General features: G+C 72.6%; 20 protein-coding genes. 16 read left to right on the top strand and 4 right to left on the bottom strand.

Annotated elements, in window-relative coordinates; genetic code table 11:
- Positions 1 to 9 precede the first annotated feature (9 nt).
- Together ACFY7C_RS06385 and ACFY7C_RS06380 are read left to right on the top strand one after the other, a co-directional pair.
- Complete coding sequence (locus tag ACFY7C_RS06385; protein ID WP_389644568.1) at positions 10 to 1,191, top strand: cytochrome P450; 1,182 nt, start codon at positions 10 to 12, stop codon at positions 1,189 to 1,191.
- A gap of 26 nt (positions 1,192 to 1,217) precedes the next feature.
- Positions 1,218 to 1,661 (top strand): PaaI family thioesterase, encoded by a 444-nt coding sequence (locus ACFY7C_RS06380; RefSeq protein ID WP_389646006.1) that lies wholly within the window; start codon positions 1,218 to 1,220, stop codon positions 1,659 to 1,661.
- On the opposite strand, the gene ACFY7C_RS06375 is transcribed toward ACFY7C_RS06380, so the two are convergent.
- Positions 1,647 to 2,660, bottom strand: a complete 1,014-nt coding sequence (locus ACFY7C_RS06375) for a Gfo/Idh/MocA family oxidoreductase (protein ID WP_389644565.1) — start codon at positions 2,658 to 2,660, stop codon at positions 1,647 to 1,649. The two genes, ACFY7C_RS06380 and ACFY7C_RS06375, sit on opposite strands and share 15 nt — an antisense overlap.
- A 227-nt stretch (positions 2,661 to 2,887) precedes the next feature.
- Between ACFY7C_RS06375 and ACFY7C_RS06370 the strand changes: the two genes are divergently transcribed.
- From ACFY7C_RS06370 to ACFY7C_RS06350, 5 genes are read left to right on the top strand one after another with little or no spacing between them, the layout of a single operon-like run.
- Positions 2,888 to 3,907, top strand: coding sequence for a sugar ABC transporter substrate-binding protein (locus ACFY7C_RS06370; RefSeq protein ID WP_389644562.1), 1,020 nt, complete (start codon positions 2,888 to 2,890; stop codon positions 3,905 to 3,907).
- Positions 3,904 to 4,959: an ABC transporter permease gene (locus ACFY7C_RS06365; protein WP_389644559.1), complete on the top strand. Its 1,056-nt coding sequence runs from the start codon at positions 3,904 to 3,906 to the stop codon at positions 4,957 to 4,959. The genes ACFY7C_RS06370 and ACFY7C_RS06365 overlap by 4 nt, the downstream gene beginning before the upstream one ends.
- Entirely contained in the window at positions 4,956 to 5,777 is an 822-nt protein-coding gene (locus tag ACFY7C_RS06360) for an ATP-binding cassette domain-containing protein (protein WP_389644556.1), read from the top strand. Before ACFY7C_RS06365 ends, ACFY7C_RS06360 begins: the two co-directional genes overlap by 4 nt.
- A gap of 36 nt (positions 5,778 to 5,813) precedes the next feature.
- Positions 5,814 to 6,995, top strand: coding sequence for an ROK family glucokinase (locus ACFY7C_RS06355; RefSeq protein WP_389644553.1), 1,182 nt, complete (start codon positions 5,814 to 5,816; stop codon positions 6,993 to 6,995).
- Positions 6,992 to 7,570: a hypothetical protein gene (locus ACFY7C_RS06350; RefSeq protein WP_389644550.1), complete on the top strand. Its 579-nt coding sequence runs from the start codon at positions 6,992 to 6,994 to the stop codon at positions 7,568 to 7,570. Before ACFY7C_RS06355 ends, ACFY7C_RS06350 begins: the two co-directional genes overlap by 4 nt.
- 13 nt (positions 7,571 to 7,583) lie before the next feature.
- Here the strand turns inward: ACFY7C_RS06350 and ACFY7C_RS06345 are convergent, their stop codons facing one another.
- The 3 genes from ACFY7C_RS06345 to ACFY7C_RS06335 all read right to left on the bottom strand — a co-directional run bounded on the left by ACFY7C_RS06345 (position 7,584) and on the right by ACFY7C_RS06335 (position 10,309).
- On the bottom strand, positions 7,584 to 7,916 hold the full coding sequence (locus ACFY7C_RS06345) for a hypothetical protein (RefSeq protein WP_389646003.1): 333 nt from the start codon (positions 7,914 to 7,916) through the stop codon (positions 7,584 to 7,586).
- Positions 7,917 to 7,921: 5 nt separating this feature from the next.
- On the bottom strand, positions 7,922 to 8,521 hold the full coding sequence (locus tag ACFY7C_RS06340) for an RNA polymerase sigma factor (RefSeq protein WP_389644546.1): 600 nt from the start codon (positions 8,519 to 8,521) through the stop codon (positions 7,922 to 7,924).
- Positions 8,522 to 8,746: 225 nt separating this feature from the next.
- A complete protein-coding gene (locus tag ACFY7C_RS06335; RefSeq protein ID WP_389644544.1) occupies positions 8,747 to 10,309 on the bottom strand; it encodes an FAD-dependent oxidoreductase in 1,563 nt (520 codons plus the stop codon).
- A gap of 253 nt (positions 10,310 to 10,562) precedes the next feature.
- Between ACFY7C_RS06335 and ACFY7C_RS06330 the strand changes: the two genes are divergently transcribed.
- The 9 genes from ACFY7C_RS06330 to ACFY7C_RS06290 all read left to right on the top strand — a co-directional run bounded on the left by ACFY7C_RS06330 (position 10,563) and on the right by ACFY7C_RS06290 (position 14,308).
- On the top strand, positions 10,563 to 10,883 hold the full coding sequence (locus ACFY7C_RS06330) for a gas vesicle protein (protein WP_389644542.1): 321 nt from the start codon (positions 10,563 to 10,565) through the stop codon (positions 10,881 to 10,883).
- Positions 10,884 to 10,987: 104 nt separating this feature from the next.
- Positions 10,988 to 11,440, top strand: a complete 453-nt coding sequence (locus ACFY7C_RS06325; protein ID WP_389644539.1) for a gas vesicle structural protein GvpA — start codon at positions 10,988 to 10,990, stop codon at positions 11,438 to 11,440.
- Positions 11,437 to 12,156 carry a GvpL/GvpF family gas vesicle protein gene (locus ACFY7C_RS06320; RefSeq protein WP_389644536.1) on the top strand — a complete coding sequence of 240 codons (720 nt, stop codon included), beginning with the start codon at positions 11,437 to 11,439 and terminating at the stop codon, positions 12,154 to 12,156. Before ACFY7C_RS06325 ends, ACFY7C_RS06320 begins: the two co-directional genes overlap by 4 nt.
- A gap of 4 nt (positions 12,157 to 12,160) precedes the next feature.
- Positions 12,161 to 12,406 (top strand): gas vesicle protein GvpG, encoded by a 246-nt coding sequence (locus ACFY7C_RS06315; RefSeq protein WP_389644534.1) that lies wholly within the window; start codon positions 12,161 to 12,163, stop codon positions 12,404 to 12,406.
- A gap of 19 nt (positions 12,407 to 12,425) precedes the next feature.
- Positions 12,426 to 12,722, top strand: a complete 297-nt coding sequence (locus tag ACFY7C_RS06310) for a hypothetical protein (RefSeq protein ID WP_389644531.1) — start codon at positions 12,426 to 12,428, stop codon at positions 12,720 to 12,722.
- Positions 12,719 to 13,030 (top strand): gas vesicle protein, encoded by a 312-nt coding sequence (locus tag ACFY7C_RS06305; RefSeq protein ID WP_389644528.1) that lies wholly within the window; start codon positions 12,719 to 12,721, stop codon positions 13,028 to 13,030. Before ACFY7C_RS06310 ends, ACFY7C_RS06305 begins: the two co-directional genes overlap by 4 nt.
- Positions 13,027 to 13,848, top strand: coding sequence for a GvpL/GvpF family gas vesicle protein (locus tag ACFY7C_RS06300; protein ID WP_389644525.1), 822 nt, complete (start codon positions 13,027 to 13,029; stop codon positions 13,846 to 13,848). The genes ACFY7C_RS06305 and ACFY7C_RS06300 overlap by 4 nt, the downstream gene beginning before the upstream one ends.
- Complete coding sequence (locus ACFY7C_RS06295; protein WP_389646000.1) at positions 13,848 to 14,033, top strand: gas vesicle protein; 186 nt, start codon at positions 13,848 to 13,850, stop codon at positions 14,031 to 14,033. The genes ACFY7C_RS06300 and ACFY7C_RS06295 overlap by 1 nt, the downstream gene beginning before the upstream one ends.
- Entirely contained in the window at positions 14,030 to 14,308 is a 279-nt protein-coding gene (locus ACFY7C_RS06290) for a gas vesicle protein K (RefSeq protein WP_389644522.1), read from the top strand. Before ACFY7C_RS06295 ends, ACFY7C_RS06290 begins: the two co-directional genes overlap by 4 nt.
- Positions 14,309 to 14,321 lie beyond the last annotated feature (13 nt).

Below are 14,321 nucleotides of genomic sequence, written 5' to 3'. Positions count from 1 at the left end.
CCTGGGCCGATGTCCGTCATCGATCTGAGGGCGTACGGCCCGGACTTCACCGCCGACCCGTACCCGTACTACGCGAAGCTCCGCGCGGCCGGCCCGGTCCACGAGGTCCTCACGCCCGAGGGCATCCCGGCCTGGCTGATCGTCGGTCACGACGAGGGCCGCGCCGCCCTCGCCGACCAGCGGTTCGTCAAGAACACCTCCGCCGTCATGGACTTCGTCCCGCTGGAGGTCGAGGTCATCGGCCCCAACCTGCTCGGCGTCGACCCGCCCGACCACACCCGGCTGCGCAAGCTCGTCGCGGGCGAGTTCACCGGCCGCCGGGTCGAGGCCCTGCGCCCGCGCGTCCAGCGGCTGACCGACGAACTCCTCGACGCGATGGAGCCGGCCGGCCGCGCCGACCTCGTCGACGCCTTCGCCTTTCCGCTGCCCATCACCGTCATCTGCGAACTCCTCGGCGTCCCGGCCGCCGACCGCGACAGTTTCCGGGCCTGGTCCAACGAACTCGTCGCCCCGACCGGTGCCATGACCGAGCGGGAAGCCGTCGAGGGCTTCGGCGGCTACCTCGACGAGCTCATCGAGGACAAACGGGCCGCGGGCCCCGCCGACGACCTGCTGTCCGCCCTCATCGCCACCCGCGCCGAGGACGGCGACCGGCTCTCCCTGCCCGAACTGCGGGCCCTGGCCTACCTGCTGCTGATCGCCGGACACGAGACCACGGTCAACCTGATCGCCAACACGGTCCGCGCCCTGCTCACCCATCCCGAACAACTCGCGGCTCTGCGCGCTGACTTCGGTCTGATCGACGGTGCGATCGAGGAGGGCCTGCGGTACGACGGACCGGTGGAGGCCGCGACCTACCGCTTCGCCGCCGAGGACGTCGCCGTGGGCGACGCCGTCATCCCCGCCGGTTCCGTGGTGCTCGTCGGCCTCGCTGCGGGGGCCCGCGACCCGGGCCGTTTCCCGGAACCCGACCGGTTCGACATCCGGCGCGACCCGCGCGGCCACCTGGCCTTCGGGCACGGCATCCACTACTGTCTGGGCGCCCCGCTGGCCCGCCTGGAGGGCAAGATCGCCATCCGGTCGCTCCTGGAACGCTTCCCCCGGCTGGAACTCGACCCCGACGCGGGCCCCTTGGAGTGGCTGCCCGGCCTGCTGATCCGCGGCACCCGCCGGCTGCCCGTCGTCTGGTGAGCGACATCATGAACGCCATGCAGCCCATGGAGCCCGTGAGTCCCGCGCAGCCCGTCACCGACCCGGCCGTCGCCCTCGCCCGGAAGATCCTCGACAGCCAGCCCTTCAGCCGGCTCATCGGCGCCCGGATCACCGCCTTCGGCGACGGCGCGGCCACCCTGGAAGTGGACATCAGGGAGGAGCACCAGCAGCAGAACGGCTTCGTGCACGGCGGGGTGCTCTCCTACGCCGCCGACAACGCCCTCACCTTCGCCGGCGGGGCCGCCCTCGGCCCGGCCGTCCTGACCGGCGGCTTCACCATCCAGTACCTCCGCCCCGCGGTCGGGGCCGTGCTGCGCGCCCGCGCGTCCGTCGTCCACGCCGGACGGCGGCAGGCCGTCGTCCGGTGCGACCTGCTGACCGTGGACGCCGAGGGGGCCGAGACCCTGTGCGCGGTGGCACAGGGCACGGTGATGTCAGCCGGCGGCTGAGGACGGCACCTCGTCGAGCCGCACCGGGCGCCGCTCGCGCCGCGACAGCACACACGCCTCCGCGACCCGCAGCGCCGCGAGCGCCTCGCGGCCGTCGCAGGGGTTGTCGCGCTCCCCGCGCACCAGACCGACGAAGGCGTCGAGCTCGGCCTCGTACGCGGGGGCGAACCGCTCCAGGAAACCGGTCCACGGCTTTCCGGGCGGCGGCGGCCCCTGCGGCTCGACCGACTCCAGCGGCGTGCGCTCGTCCATGCCGACGGCGAGCTGCGCCCGCTCCCCGGCCAGCTCCATCCGCACGTCGTACCCGGCGCCGTTGCAGCGGGTCGCGGTCGCCGTGACCAGCGTCCCGTCGTCCAGGGTGAGCAGGGCCGCGGCCGTGTCCACGTCGCCGGCCGCGCGGAACACCGAGGGCCCCGCGTCCGACCCGGTCGCGTACACCTCCACGACCTCCCGGCCGGTCACCCAGCGCACGATGTCGAAGTCGTGCACCATGCAGTCGCGGAACAGCCCGCCCGACAGCGGCAGATACGCGGCGGGCGGCGGCGCCGGGTCGGAGGTCACCGCCCGCACGGTGTGCAGCCGCCCGAGCCGGCCCGACGCGAGTGACTCCCGCGCCGCCCGGTAACCGGCGTCGAACCGCCGCATGAAGCCCAGTTGCAGCTCGGTGCCGGCCGCCGTGACCGCGTCGAGCGCCGCCAGCGTCCCCGGCACGTCGAGCGCGATCGGCTTCTCGCAGAACGCGGGCAGCCCCGCCGCCGCGGCCCGCCCGATCAGCTCCGCGTGCGCGGCCGTCGCCGACGCGATCACCACCGCGTCCAGCGCGTGCCCGAACAGCGCGTCGACCGTCGGCGCCGCCTCGGCCCCCAGCGCCCCCGCGACCCGCGCGGCCCGCTCCCCGTCGACATCGGCGAGCACCAGCCCCGTCACCTCCGGATGCCGGGCGAGCACCCCCGCGTGGAAGCCGCCGATCCGCCCCGTCCCGACCAGTCCGATCCGCATGGGCCCAAGGTGGTGCGGAACGGACCGGGTGTCAAGGAAGGGCCGGGGCGACGGGCCAGGAACCCTGCCGTGCGAAATCAGGGGCGATTCAGGGGCCCCGCGTCCCCTCTTCGCGTTCCAGGCGCTCACCGGCGGGTAGGGACCAGCAGGCCCCGCTGACGGTCGGCGTGACCCCCATGACCGATACTGCAATGCACGCAGAAGGACACAAAGGAGGGCACGGCCTCGTGACCAGGGTTCCTACAGGAGGGGTACGCGCGGCCATCGGCGCCGTGCTCGCGGTGGCGCTGACCGCCGCGCTCGCGGGATGCAGCAGCACCGGCGGCAAGCGCGCGGAGGACGCCCGGAAGGCGGCCGCGGCCCAGGGCAGGGCGGCTGTGGACACCCCCCGCTGGACCTTCGCCATGGTCACCCACTCGGGAGACGGCGACACCTTCTGGGACATCGTCCAGAACGGCGCCAAGCAGGCCGCCGTCAAGGACAACATCAACTTCCTCTACGCCCACAGCGACGAGGCCCAGGCCCAGGCCCAGCTCATCGACTCGTACGTGGCCAAGAAGGTCGACGGCCTCATCGTCACCCTCGCCAAGCCGGACGCGATGAAGACGGCCGTCGAGAAGGCCGTCAAGGCCGGCATCCCGGTGATCACGGTGAACTCCGGCGCCGAGCAGTCCAAGGCCTTCGGCGCCCTCACCCACATCGGCCAGGACGAGACCGTCGCCGGCGAGGCCGTCGGCGAGGAGCTCGACCGGCGCGGCCGCAAGAAGGCCCTGTGCGTCCTGCACGAGCAGGGCAACGTCGGCCACGAGCAGCGCTGCGCCGGAGCGAAGAAGACCTTCGGCGGCGACCTGCAGAACCTCTACGTCGACGGCACCAACATGCCCGACGTCCAGGCCTCCGTCCTGGCCAAGCTCCAGTCCGACCCGTCGATCGACGCCGTCGTCACCCTCGGCGCGCCCTTCGCCGACGCCGCCGTCCAGGCGAAGAAGACCGCCGGCAGCAAGGCCGAGATCGACACCTTCGACCTCAACGCCAAGGTCGCCGGCGCCCTGGAGGCCGGCACCCTCGGCTTCGCCGTCGACCAGCAGCCCTACCTCCAGGGCTACCAGGCCGTCGACCTGCTCTGGCTCTACCGCTACAACGCCGACGTCCTCGGCGGCGGCAAGCCGGTCCTCACCGGCCCGCAGATCATCACCAAGGACCAGGCCGCCGCGCTGAAGGGCTACACCGAGCGGGGCACCCGATGAGCGCCGCCGCACCGCCCTCCGACGGGCTCGACCACGTCGACGAACGCCTGCTGCGCACCTCGCCGCTGAAGAAGCTGCTCGCCCGGCCCGAGCTCGGCTCGATCGTCGGCGCGATCGCCGTCTTCGTCTTCTTCTCCGCGGTCGCCGACAGCTTCCTGCGCCCCTCCAGCCTCGGCACCGTCCTGTACGCGGCCTCCACCATCGGCATCATGGCCGTGCCGGTCGCGCTGCTGATGATCGGCGGCGAGTTCGACCTGTCCGCCGGTGTCCTGGTCACCAGCTCGGCGTTGATCTCCTCGATGTTCAGCTACCAGATGACCGCGAACGTCTGGGTGGGCGTCGGCGTCTCGCTGCTGGTCACCCTCGCCATCGGCGCGTTCAACGGCTTCATGCTGACCCGCACCAAGTTGCCGAGCTTCATCATCACCCTCGGCACCTTCCTCATGCTGACCGGACTGAACCTCGGCTTCACCAAGCTGATCAGCGGCACCGTCTCCACCAAGTCGATCGCCGACATGGAGGGCTTCCCCTCCGCCCGCGCGCTGTTCGCCTCCACCTGGACCGTCGGCGGCGTCGAGCTCAAGGTCACCATCCTGTGGTGGATCGCGCTGGTCGCCGTCGCCACCTGGATCCTGCTGCGCACCCGCTTCGGCAACTGGATCTTCGCCGTCGGCGGCGGCGCCGACGCCGCCCGCGCGGTCGGCGTCCCGGTCCACAGGACCAAGATCGGCCTCTACATGGGCGTGGCCTTCTGCGCCTGGGTGTCCGGCCAGCACCTGCTGCTCTCGTTCGACGTCGTCCAGTCCGGCGAGGGCGTCGGCAACGAGCTGATCTACATCATCGCGGCCGTCATCGGCGGCTGTCTGATCACCGGCGGCTACGGCTCCGCCATCGGCTCCGCGGTCGGCGCCTTCATCTTCGGCATGACCGGCAAGGGGATCGTGTACGCGGAGTGGAACCCCGACTGGTTCAAGTTCTTCCTCGGCGCCATGCTGCTGCTCGCCACGCTCCTGAACGCCTGGATCCGCAAGCGCGTGGAGGCCGCCAAGTGACCACGACGACGAAGACCGCCGCGCCCGCGCCGCTGGTCGAGCTCGACGCCGTCAGCAAGTACTACGGCAACATCCGCGCCCTCGAAGGAGTCTGTCTGGAGGTGAACGCGGGAGAGATCTCCTGTGTCCTCGGCGACAACGGCGCCGGCAAGTCCACCCTCATCAAGATCGTCGCCGGTCTGCACGGACACGACTCCGGCACCTTCCGCATCGAGGGCGAGGAGGTCGCCCTCGCCAACCCGCGCGAGGCCCTGGACCGCGGCATCGCGACCGTGTACCAGGACCTCGCCGTCGTCCCGCTGATGCCGGTCTGGCGCAACTTCTTCCTCGGCTCCGAGCCCACCCGGGGCAAGGGCCCCTTCAAGCGGCTCGACGTCGAGCTGATGCGCACCACCACCCGCGAGGCCCTGCTCCGCATGGGCATCGACCTGCGCGACGTCGACCAGCCCATCGGCACCCTCTCCGGCGGCGAGCGCCAGTGCGTGGCCATCGCCCGCGCCGTCCACTTCGGCGCCAAGGTCCTCGTCCTCGACGAGCCGACCGCCGCGCTCGGCGTCAAGCAGTCCGGAGTGGTCCTGAAGTATGTGGCCGCCGCACGTGACCAGGGCCTCGGTGTGGTCCTCATCACCCACAACCCGCACCACGCCTACCTCGTCGGCGACCGTTTCGTCCTGCTCAAGCGCGGCGTCATGGCCGGCAGCCACACCAAGGGTTCCCTCACCCTGGACGAGTTGACCCGCCAGATGGCCGGCGGCAGCGAGCTGGAGGACCTCCGCCACGAACTGGAGCGACAGCCCGGCCCGCCCTCCGCTTCATAACGCGTCCCTCACACCCCACCTGGCAGAATCGAGCCGATGAGTACCTACCGTGACCTCGCCCACCGCGGATCCGCCCGCGGCACGGTCCTGCGGACGATCGGCAGCCGGGAGCGGCGCTCGCACCTGACGGCGCCCCGCGTGCCGACCGTCGGCATCGACATCGGCGGTACGAAGGTGATGGCCGGCGTCGTCGACGCGGACGGGAACATCCTGGAGAAGGTCCGCACCGAGACCCCCGACAAGTCCAAGAGCCCCAAGGTCGTCGAGGACACCATCGTCGAGCTCGTCCTGGACCTCTCCGACCGCCACGACGTGCACGCCGTCGGCATCGGCGCGGCCGGCTGGGTCGACGCCGACCGGGCCCGGGTACTCTTCGCCCCCCACCTCGCCTGGCGCAACGAGCCGCTGCGCGACGCCCTCCAGGACCGGCTCGCCGTCCCCGTCATGGTGGACAACGACGCCAACACCGCGGCCTGGGCCGAGTGGCGCTTCGGCGCCGGCCGCGGCGAGGACCACCTCGTCATGATCACCCTCGGCACCGGCATCGGCGGTGCCATCCTCGAGGACGGCCAGGTCAAGCGCGGCAAGTACGGGGTCGCCGGCGAGTTCGGCCACATGCAGGTCGTCCCGGGCGGCCACCGCTGCCCCTGCGGCAACCGCGGCTGCTGGGAGCAGTACAGCTCGGGAAACGCCCTGGTCCGCGAGGCCCGCGAGCTCGCCGCCGCCGACTCCCCGGTGGCGTACAACATCATCGAGCGGGTCAAGGGCAGCGTCCCCGACATCACCGGCCCGCTGATCACGGAGCTGGCCCGGGAGGGCGACGCCATGTGCGTCGAGCTGTTCCAGGACATCGGCCAGTGGCTCGGCGTCGGCATCGCCAACCTCGCCGCCGCGCTCGACCCGTCCTGCTTCGTCATCGGCGGTGGCGTCTCCGCCGCCGACGACCTGCTCATCGGCCCCGCCAGGGACGCCTTCCGCCGGCACCTCACCGGCCGCGGCTACCGCCCCGAGGCCCGGATCGCCCGCGCCCAGCTCGGCCCCGAGGCCGGCATGGTCGGCGCCGCCGACCTCGCCCGGCTCGTCGCCCGCCGCTTCCGCCGCGCCAACCGGCGCCGGGTCGAGCGCTACGAGCGGTACGGCCGCTACGCGCAGGCCCTGCGCGGTGCCGCCGCCACCGTCGACCGCAGCCCCCGCACCACCCAGGACCCGCCTTCATGACCGTGCCCCACCCGACAGCGACCCTGGACCACCAGGACGGCAGGCTTCCCGAGGACCGTCGGCACATGATCCGCCGCCGGTGGCTCACCGCGATCATCATCGTGCTCCTCGTCGGCGTCCCGGCCGGCTATCTGGTGATCTCCGCCGGCCAGAGCCGCGACAGCGGCCGCGACAAGGAGCGGGAGTCCTCCGTCGTCGGCCTCCAGGACAACCGGCCCTCGCTGATGAAGCGCCGGATCTACGAGATCCCGGTCCCCTCCGACGCCTGGCACGTGGCCTACTACGAGACCAGCAACTGGAAGACCAGCCGGCTCTACGTCCAGTTCACGACCACCGCGGCCGGTCTGGACGCCTACCTCCACGACAGCGGCACCAGCCGGGCCGCCCTCACCGCCGGCGACGTCACCGTCGGCAGCCGTGACGCCGGGATCGTGGGCTGGGACTTCCGCGCCGGCCGGGACTGGTCCGGCACCACCGTCAGCCGGGAGAGGCCGCGCCCCACCAGCGACATCATGGTGGACCTCACCGACCCGGCCTTCCCCCGTGTGTACGTGGTCTCCACGACGTCTCCCTGAGAAGGATCGTGGTTCACGCCGCCGGGTTCGCCTTGGTGAGGGTGCAGACGCCATCCACGCAACTGCGCTCCAGGCGGCCGCGCGAGATGGTCTGCGCCAGGCCGACCATCCAGCAGGTGGGGCAGCCCCGGAAGGCGATCAGGGCCAGCGGGGCCGCCAGCAGGGTCACCGGACCCGCCACCGGCACCATGGCGATCGAGCCGATGATCAGCCCGAAACCGATGGCGCCGCGCGCCAGATGGCGCGGGACGGACTTGCTGGCGAAGTCCGGCGCCGCGGACGGCGCCGCGGACGACACCGTGGACGGCGCGGCGATCGGGGTCTTCGTGCCCTGGGCGGGCTTCATGATGTTCACGGTCGTGGGTCTCCTCCGACTGGTGGGTCGATGGCCTGATCGGATGTCCGGTCGGCGGCCGCCAGCGCGTCACGCAGCGCCGCCCGCGCCCGGTGCAGCCGCGACTTCATCGCGGCGGTGCTCAGACCGAGCGTGTGGGCGACGGTCCTGCCCGGCAGGCCCTGGACGTCCCGCATGATCAGTACCTGTCGCTGCTCCCGGGGCAGGGCGCTGACCGCGGCCGCGATCCGCTCCACCTCCAGCCTGTGCAGCACCGCGTCCTCGGCGGACGGTTCCGCGGACGCCTCCGGCCCGGCCGACGCCTCGTCGCTCCGCGGGACGAGCAGCCGTACCTGCCGGAGGCATTCGTTGCGCACGATCCGGAACATCCACGAGGCGAGCGCACCGGTCGCCCGCAAGGTGCCGATCTTCCGGTAGAGGGTGATCAGCGCCTCCTGCGCCGCGTCCTCCGCGTCCTGCGGCGAGGCGCACAGCGACAGGGCGAACTTGCGCACATGAGGCTGCGACTCCATGACGACGGTGGTGAGCGAAGTGACGTCGCCGTCCTGAGCGGCCTTGATCAGCTGCTCGTCCGGCCAGGGGAAGCGTGGGTTCATGCGCTACTCATACGGGAAGCCGCCCTGTGCGCAGGCACCGTTCAGCCGCGGCTCTTGTTGTAGCGCCGCATCAGGTGCCAGCTGCACGCGCCCACGAGCAGGACTCCCACGACGACGAGGGCAGTGACCATTGCTGTTTCCTCCCGGTTCGGCCGGCCCGTTCGGCCGGTACGCACATAAGAGGCGGGGAGGTCCGGAAAGGATTCGCCTCCGGGAGAAGTTTTCTCAGGCCCCCTCTTCCGACCCCTCGTCCGACGCCCGTTCGGCACCGGGGAGGGGGCGGGGTTCGAGCGGGCGGACGGCGGGTCCCTGGAGCACGCTGCCGTCCGGCGCGAACCGCGAACCGTGGCAGGGACACTCCCAGGCGCGCTCGGCGTCGTTGAAGTGCACCAGGCACCCCAGGTGGGTGCAGCGCGCCGAGACGGAGTGGGGCGTGCCCTGCTCGTCACGGTAGACCGCGCAGCGCCGGCCGCCGACCCGTACGACCGCCCCGGTACCCGGCGGGATCTGCTCGACGTCGTCCACGTGGGAGGAGGCGAGCCGGTCACCGACGAAGTGCTTGAGGACCGAGCCCTGCAGCTTGAGCAGGGACGACGCCTCACGGACATGGAGGCGCCTGGGGGCGTACAGCGAGGACCAGGGCAGCTCCTCACCCGCGACGTGCGCCGCCAGGAGGCGGCCGGCCATGACACCGTTGCTCATGCCCCAGCCGCCGAAGCCGGCCGCCACGTGGACGTGCCGGGCGCCGGGGTGGAACCGCCCGACGAACGGCACCCCGTCCGTGGTCGTGTTGTCCTGGGCCGCCCACCGGTGGGTGATGCGCGCCTCGGGGAAGTGCTCCGAGGTCCAGGCGGCGAGCCGTTCGTAGCGCGCCCCCACCTCGCCGTCGCCCGGGGTGAAGACCTCCCCGGTGACGATGAGCAGCCGTTGGCCCTCCCCGTAAGGAGCGGTCCGCACCGAGCGGGTGCTCTGCTCGTGCGTCAGGTACGTGCCCTGAGGGGCGCGGTCGGCGGGGAGGGTCGCCGCGACGACGAGCTCCCGGTGGGGTTCGAGCCGGGAGAACAGCAACGCCCGGTCGAAGACGGGGTAGTGCGTCGCCACGACGACGTCGCGGGCGACGATCTCGGCCCCCTGCTCGGTGGTGAGCCGGCAGGGATCGCCCTCGTCCAGCGAGACGATCCGCGTGCGTTCGCGGACGATGCCGCCGCGCTCGACGAGATCGGCGACGAGCGCCAGCAGGTACTTCCGCGGATGGAACTGTGCCTGCCCCTCCATCCGCACGGCGCCGGCGACCCGGAACGGCAGCTCGGTGTCCTCCACGAAGGAGGCCGACAGGCCCGCCTCCCGCGCCGCTTCCGCCTCCTCCCGCAGCCCGTCCACGGCGTCCGCCCGCTGCGCGTAGAAGTGGCTCGGCGCGGGCTCCAGCTCGCAGTCGATCCCGAGCTCCGCCGAGACCCGGCCCACGTGTTCGACGGCCTCCTGCTGGGAGCGCGCGTACAGCCGCGCCTTCTCGGCGCCGAGGGTGTCGCGCAGCCGCGCGTAGATCATGCCGTGCTGGACCGAGAGCTTCGCCGTCGTGTATCCGGTGACGCCCGCGGCGACGCGGTCCGCTTCGAGGAGCGCGACACGGCGCCCCGCGCGGGCCAGTTCCCAGGCCACGCTGATGCCGGCGACGCCCGCGCCGACGACCGCGACGTCGACCTCCAGGTCGCCGGTCGGGCCGGAGTGCGCGGTCCCCGGTGCGCTCTCCATCCAGTACGACTCGTAGGTGCCGGGCAGAGCTGTCATCTGAGTGCCTCCACTTCGCACACGCTACGGCGGGCCGGAGGGCCACCCCGGTGCGACGCGCTGTGAACCGTTCCCCTGATCGGGCGGACATTGCGCGGCTTCCCTCGCCCGCCGCCCCTATCCGTACGCGGAGGGGATTCCCGGCCGGACCCGGGAAACCCGGACCGGAAGGGCGTGGAGTGGCGCGCGCCGGGCAGGCGGACCGGGAGCGTTCGTCCGAAAAGCACCCCGTGACACGAGAAAGGAGCGCATCGTGGCCCACTCATCGGACAGCCGGACGCAGGGCAGGTCGGCTGACGCCGAGCCCGAACGTCCGCCGCCGGTCGCCGAGGTGAGCCGCACGGCCATGGAGCAGCTCGAGCAGCTGCTGAACCAGCCGGCGGAGACCGTCAGCGCCTGCTCGCGCGGCGAGGACGGCGGCTGGCGCCTCACCGTCGAGGTCCTCGAACTCCGGCGCGTCCCGGACACGATGAGCCTGCTCGCGTCGTACGAGGTCGACGTCGACCGCCAAGGACAGCTCGTCGGCCACCGGCGCACCCACCGGTACGAGCGGGGGCGCGCGGACCGCCGCTGAGCGCCGCGCCCGCGGCCGCCCCGAACCGGCGTCCGCACCCGTCCGTCCCGTACCCGCATCCGTACCCGTCCGTCCGACCCGAGACGAGAGGGAGACCGAGCATCATGACCGTGGTACCCACCCAGACCGTTCCGGCCGCTTCCGGAGGAGGCGGCTCCAGCGGTCTCTACGACGTACTCGAACTGGTTCTCGACCGTGGCCTGGTGATCGACGCGTTCGTCCGCGTCTCCCTGGTCGGCATCGAGATCCTGAAGATCGACATACGGGTCGTCGTGGCCAGCGTCGACACCTATCTGCGGTTCGCCGAGGCCTGCAACCGGCTGGACCTGGAGTCCGGCCCGCGCAAGAACCCCGGCCTGCCCGAACTGGTCGGCGAGGCCACCGAGTCCGGCGCGCGTGCCAAGACCAAGGGCGCCCTGAGCGGCGCCGCGCAGACCATCTCCGACGCCTTCCACCAGGCACGTGACGAGGCGACCGAGGAGAAGAGCGGCAGTGGCAGCGGCAGCGGCGGCAGCTCGCGCCGACGCAGCTCGACCCGCGGGGAGGAGAAGGAATGAGCACGTACGTCTACGTCATCGCGCCCGCCGACCGGAGCCTTCCGGACGACATCGAGGGCATCGGCGACCCGCCACGGCCGGTCCGCAGCGTCCGCAGCGGCGACCTGGTGGCGCTGTGCAGCGACGCCCCCGCCGAGCTGAAGCCGAAGCGCCGTGACCTGCTGGCCCACCAGCACGTCGTGATCCGGGCCGGCAAGGACGGCCCGGTGCTGCCGCTGCGCTTCGGGGGCGTGTCCCCCGACGACGAGACGGTCGCCGCCGTCCTGGCCGAGCACCACGACCGCTACATGGAGCGGCTGAAGGCGCTCGACGGCAAGGACGAGTTCAACGTGAAGGTCCATCACGACGAGGAGGGCGTCCTCCAGGTCGTCCTCGCCGAGGACCCCGACCTGATGGCCCGCCACGCCGCGAACCGCGCGGCGGGCGGCGGGAGCCAGGAGGAGAAGATCGCCTTCGGTGAGATGGTGGCGCGAGCCGTCGCCGAACGGGAGAGGACCGACGCGGCCCTCGTCGAGCGGACCCTCGCGCCGTACGCGGCGGCGGTGGTGCACGGACCGGAGGGCACCGGCCGGCTGGCCAACCTGTCGTTCCTGGTGGAACGCGAACGCCGGCAGGAGTTCCTGGAGGCCGTGCGCGCCCTCCACCAGGAGCACGAGCACCTCCAGGAGCAGGTGACGGGGCCGCTGCCCCCGTACAGCTTCGTCGAGACGGACTGACCCCATGGGACTGCTCAAGGAGATCCTCCTGCTGCCGGCCGCGCCGGTGCGCGGCACCGCCTGGGTGCTGCGGCAGGTCGTGGAGGTGGCGGAACGGGAGTACTACGACCCGGCCGTCGTCCACCAGGAACTCGCGGCGCTGGTGGCGGCCTTCGAGGCCGGTGAGATCGACGAGGAGGAGTTCGACCGCCGGGAGGACGCCCTCCTGGCCCGCCTCGACGCCCGCCCGCAGGCGAGGAGGACCCCATGAGCCGGGCGGAAGGAGTGCCATGACCCGTACCGAACGACTCCTCGTCGGCGTCGCCCGGGTCGCGGGCCGGTCCTCCGCCCGGCTCCACGGGCTCACCGGCGGCACCCACGGCCTGGCGTCGCTGACCCTGGCGGGCGCGAGACGGGCCGGACGCGCCCGGGGACTGCTGACGGCCGCGCTGGCCGCCGGCACCGGGCGCGTCCGGCGCCTGCGCGCGCGGCTGACCACCGGCCGCGGAGGCCGCCGCGCCCACGACCGCGACCGCCACCACGACCGCGACGGCGACCGCGCCTCACGGAAGGAGGACCGGGCATGACGATGGCGTCGGGGCTTCCCCGCCCGTACGACGAACAGCCGGCCAACCTCGCCGACATCCTGGAGCGCGTCCTCGACAAGGGCGTGGTGATCGCCGGGGACATCCGCATCAACCTCCTCGACATCGAACTCCTCACCATCAAGCTGCGGCTCGTCGTGGCCTCGGTCGAGCGGGCCAAGGAGATGGGCATCGACTGGTGGGAGCAGGACCCCGCGCTGTCCTCCAAGGCCCGGCGGGGCGAGCTCGGCCGGGAGAACGAGGAGCTGCGCCGACGGATCGCCGAACTGGAGGCGAGGCAGGAGACATGAACGACGAACCGCTGCTGTACGTGTACGCCGTCGTGCGGGCCCCCTTCGGAACCGACGGGCCGCCCCCCGGCCCCGCGTCCGGCGAGACGCTGGGCACGGGCCTCGCGACCGTCGAGCACCGGGGCCTGACGGCCCTCGTCGAACCGGTCCCGGCGGCCGACTTCGACGAAGCGCCCCTGAAGGAACGGCTGGAGGACCTCGACTGGCTCGCCGAGGTCGCCCACGCCCACCACGCCGTCGTGGCCGCGGCGGGCCGGCAGGCCACCACCGTCCCCCTGCGGCTCGCGACCGTGTGCCGTGGCCCGTCCGGCGTGCGCAGGCTGCTCGACGAGGGGGAGCGCGACCTGTCTCAGGCCCTCGACCGGCTGACCGGCGTCCACGAGTGGGGCGTCAAGCTGTACGTCGACGAGGCGGCCGCCGCCGGCAGCGGGCCGGCCGCCGGGCCGCCGGACACCGGGGGCGGAACCGCCCGTGCCGCCTCCGGGCGCGACTACCTGCGCCGCCGCCTGGGGGAGCAGCGCTCCCGCCGGGACGCCGACGACACGGTGACCCGCACCGCGCACCGGCTGCACCGGGTGCTCACCGGCGCGGCGCTCGAGGCGGTCCTGCACCCGCCCCAGCAGGCGCGCCTCGCCCGGGCCCCCGGCCGGAACGTCCTCAATGCCGCGTACCTCGTGCGCGACGAAGGGCGGCAGGAGTTCCTCGACGCCGTGCCCCCGGTAGAGGACGCGCACACCGGGCTGCGCCTGGAGATCACGGGCCCCTGGGTGCCCTACTCCTTCGCGCGGGCCGCGTCCGGGGGAGGGCGGGAGCGATGATGACCGACCAGCGGGAGATCGCGCTCGTCGACCTGCTGGACCGGCTGCTGGCCGGCGGTGTCGTGCTGGCCGGCGACCTCACCCTGCGGATGGCCGACGTCGACCTCGTGCGCATCGATCTCAAGGCGCTCATCAGCTCCGTCGGCGACGCCGTGCCCTCCCCCTGGCAGCAGGTGGCGCCATGACGGAACGACGGCCGCGACGTGTGGAACTCGACCCCGACACCGTCGAACGCGACCTGGCCTGTCTGGTCCTGACCGTCGTCGAGCTGCTGCGGCAGTTGATGGAACGGCAGGCGCTGCGCCGGGTCGAGGCGGGCGATCTCAGCGAGGAGCAGGAAGAGCGGATCGGTCTGACCCTCATGCTCCTGGAGGACCGGATGGCGCTGCTGCGCGAGCGCTTCGGGCTCGAGCCGGAGGACCTGAACATCGATCTCGGGCCGCTCGGCAAACTCCTGTGAAGCCGGGTTTGTT

This window comes from Streptomyces sp. NPDC012769 (assembly GCF_042901205.1).
Classification (GTDB): Bacteria; Actinomycetota; Actinomycetes; order Streptomycetales; family Streptomycetaceae; genus Streptomyces.
This window is presented reverse-complemented; position numbering and strand designations above follow the sequence as displayed.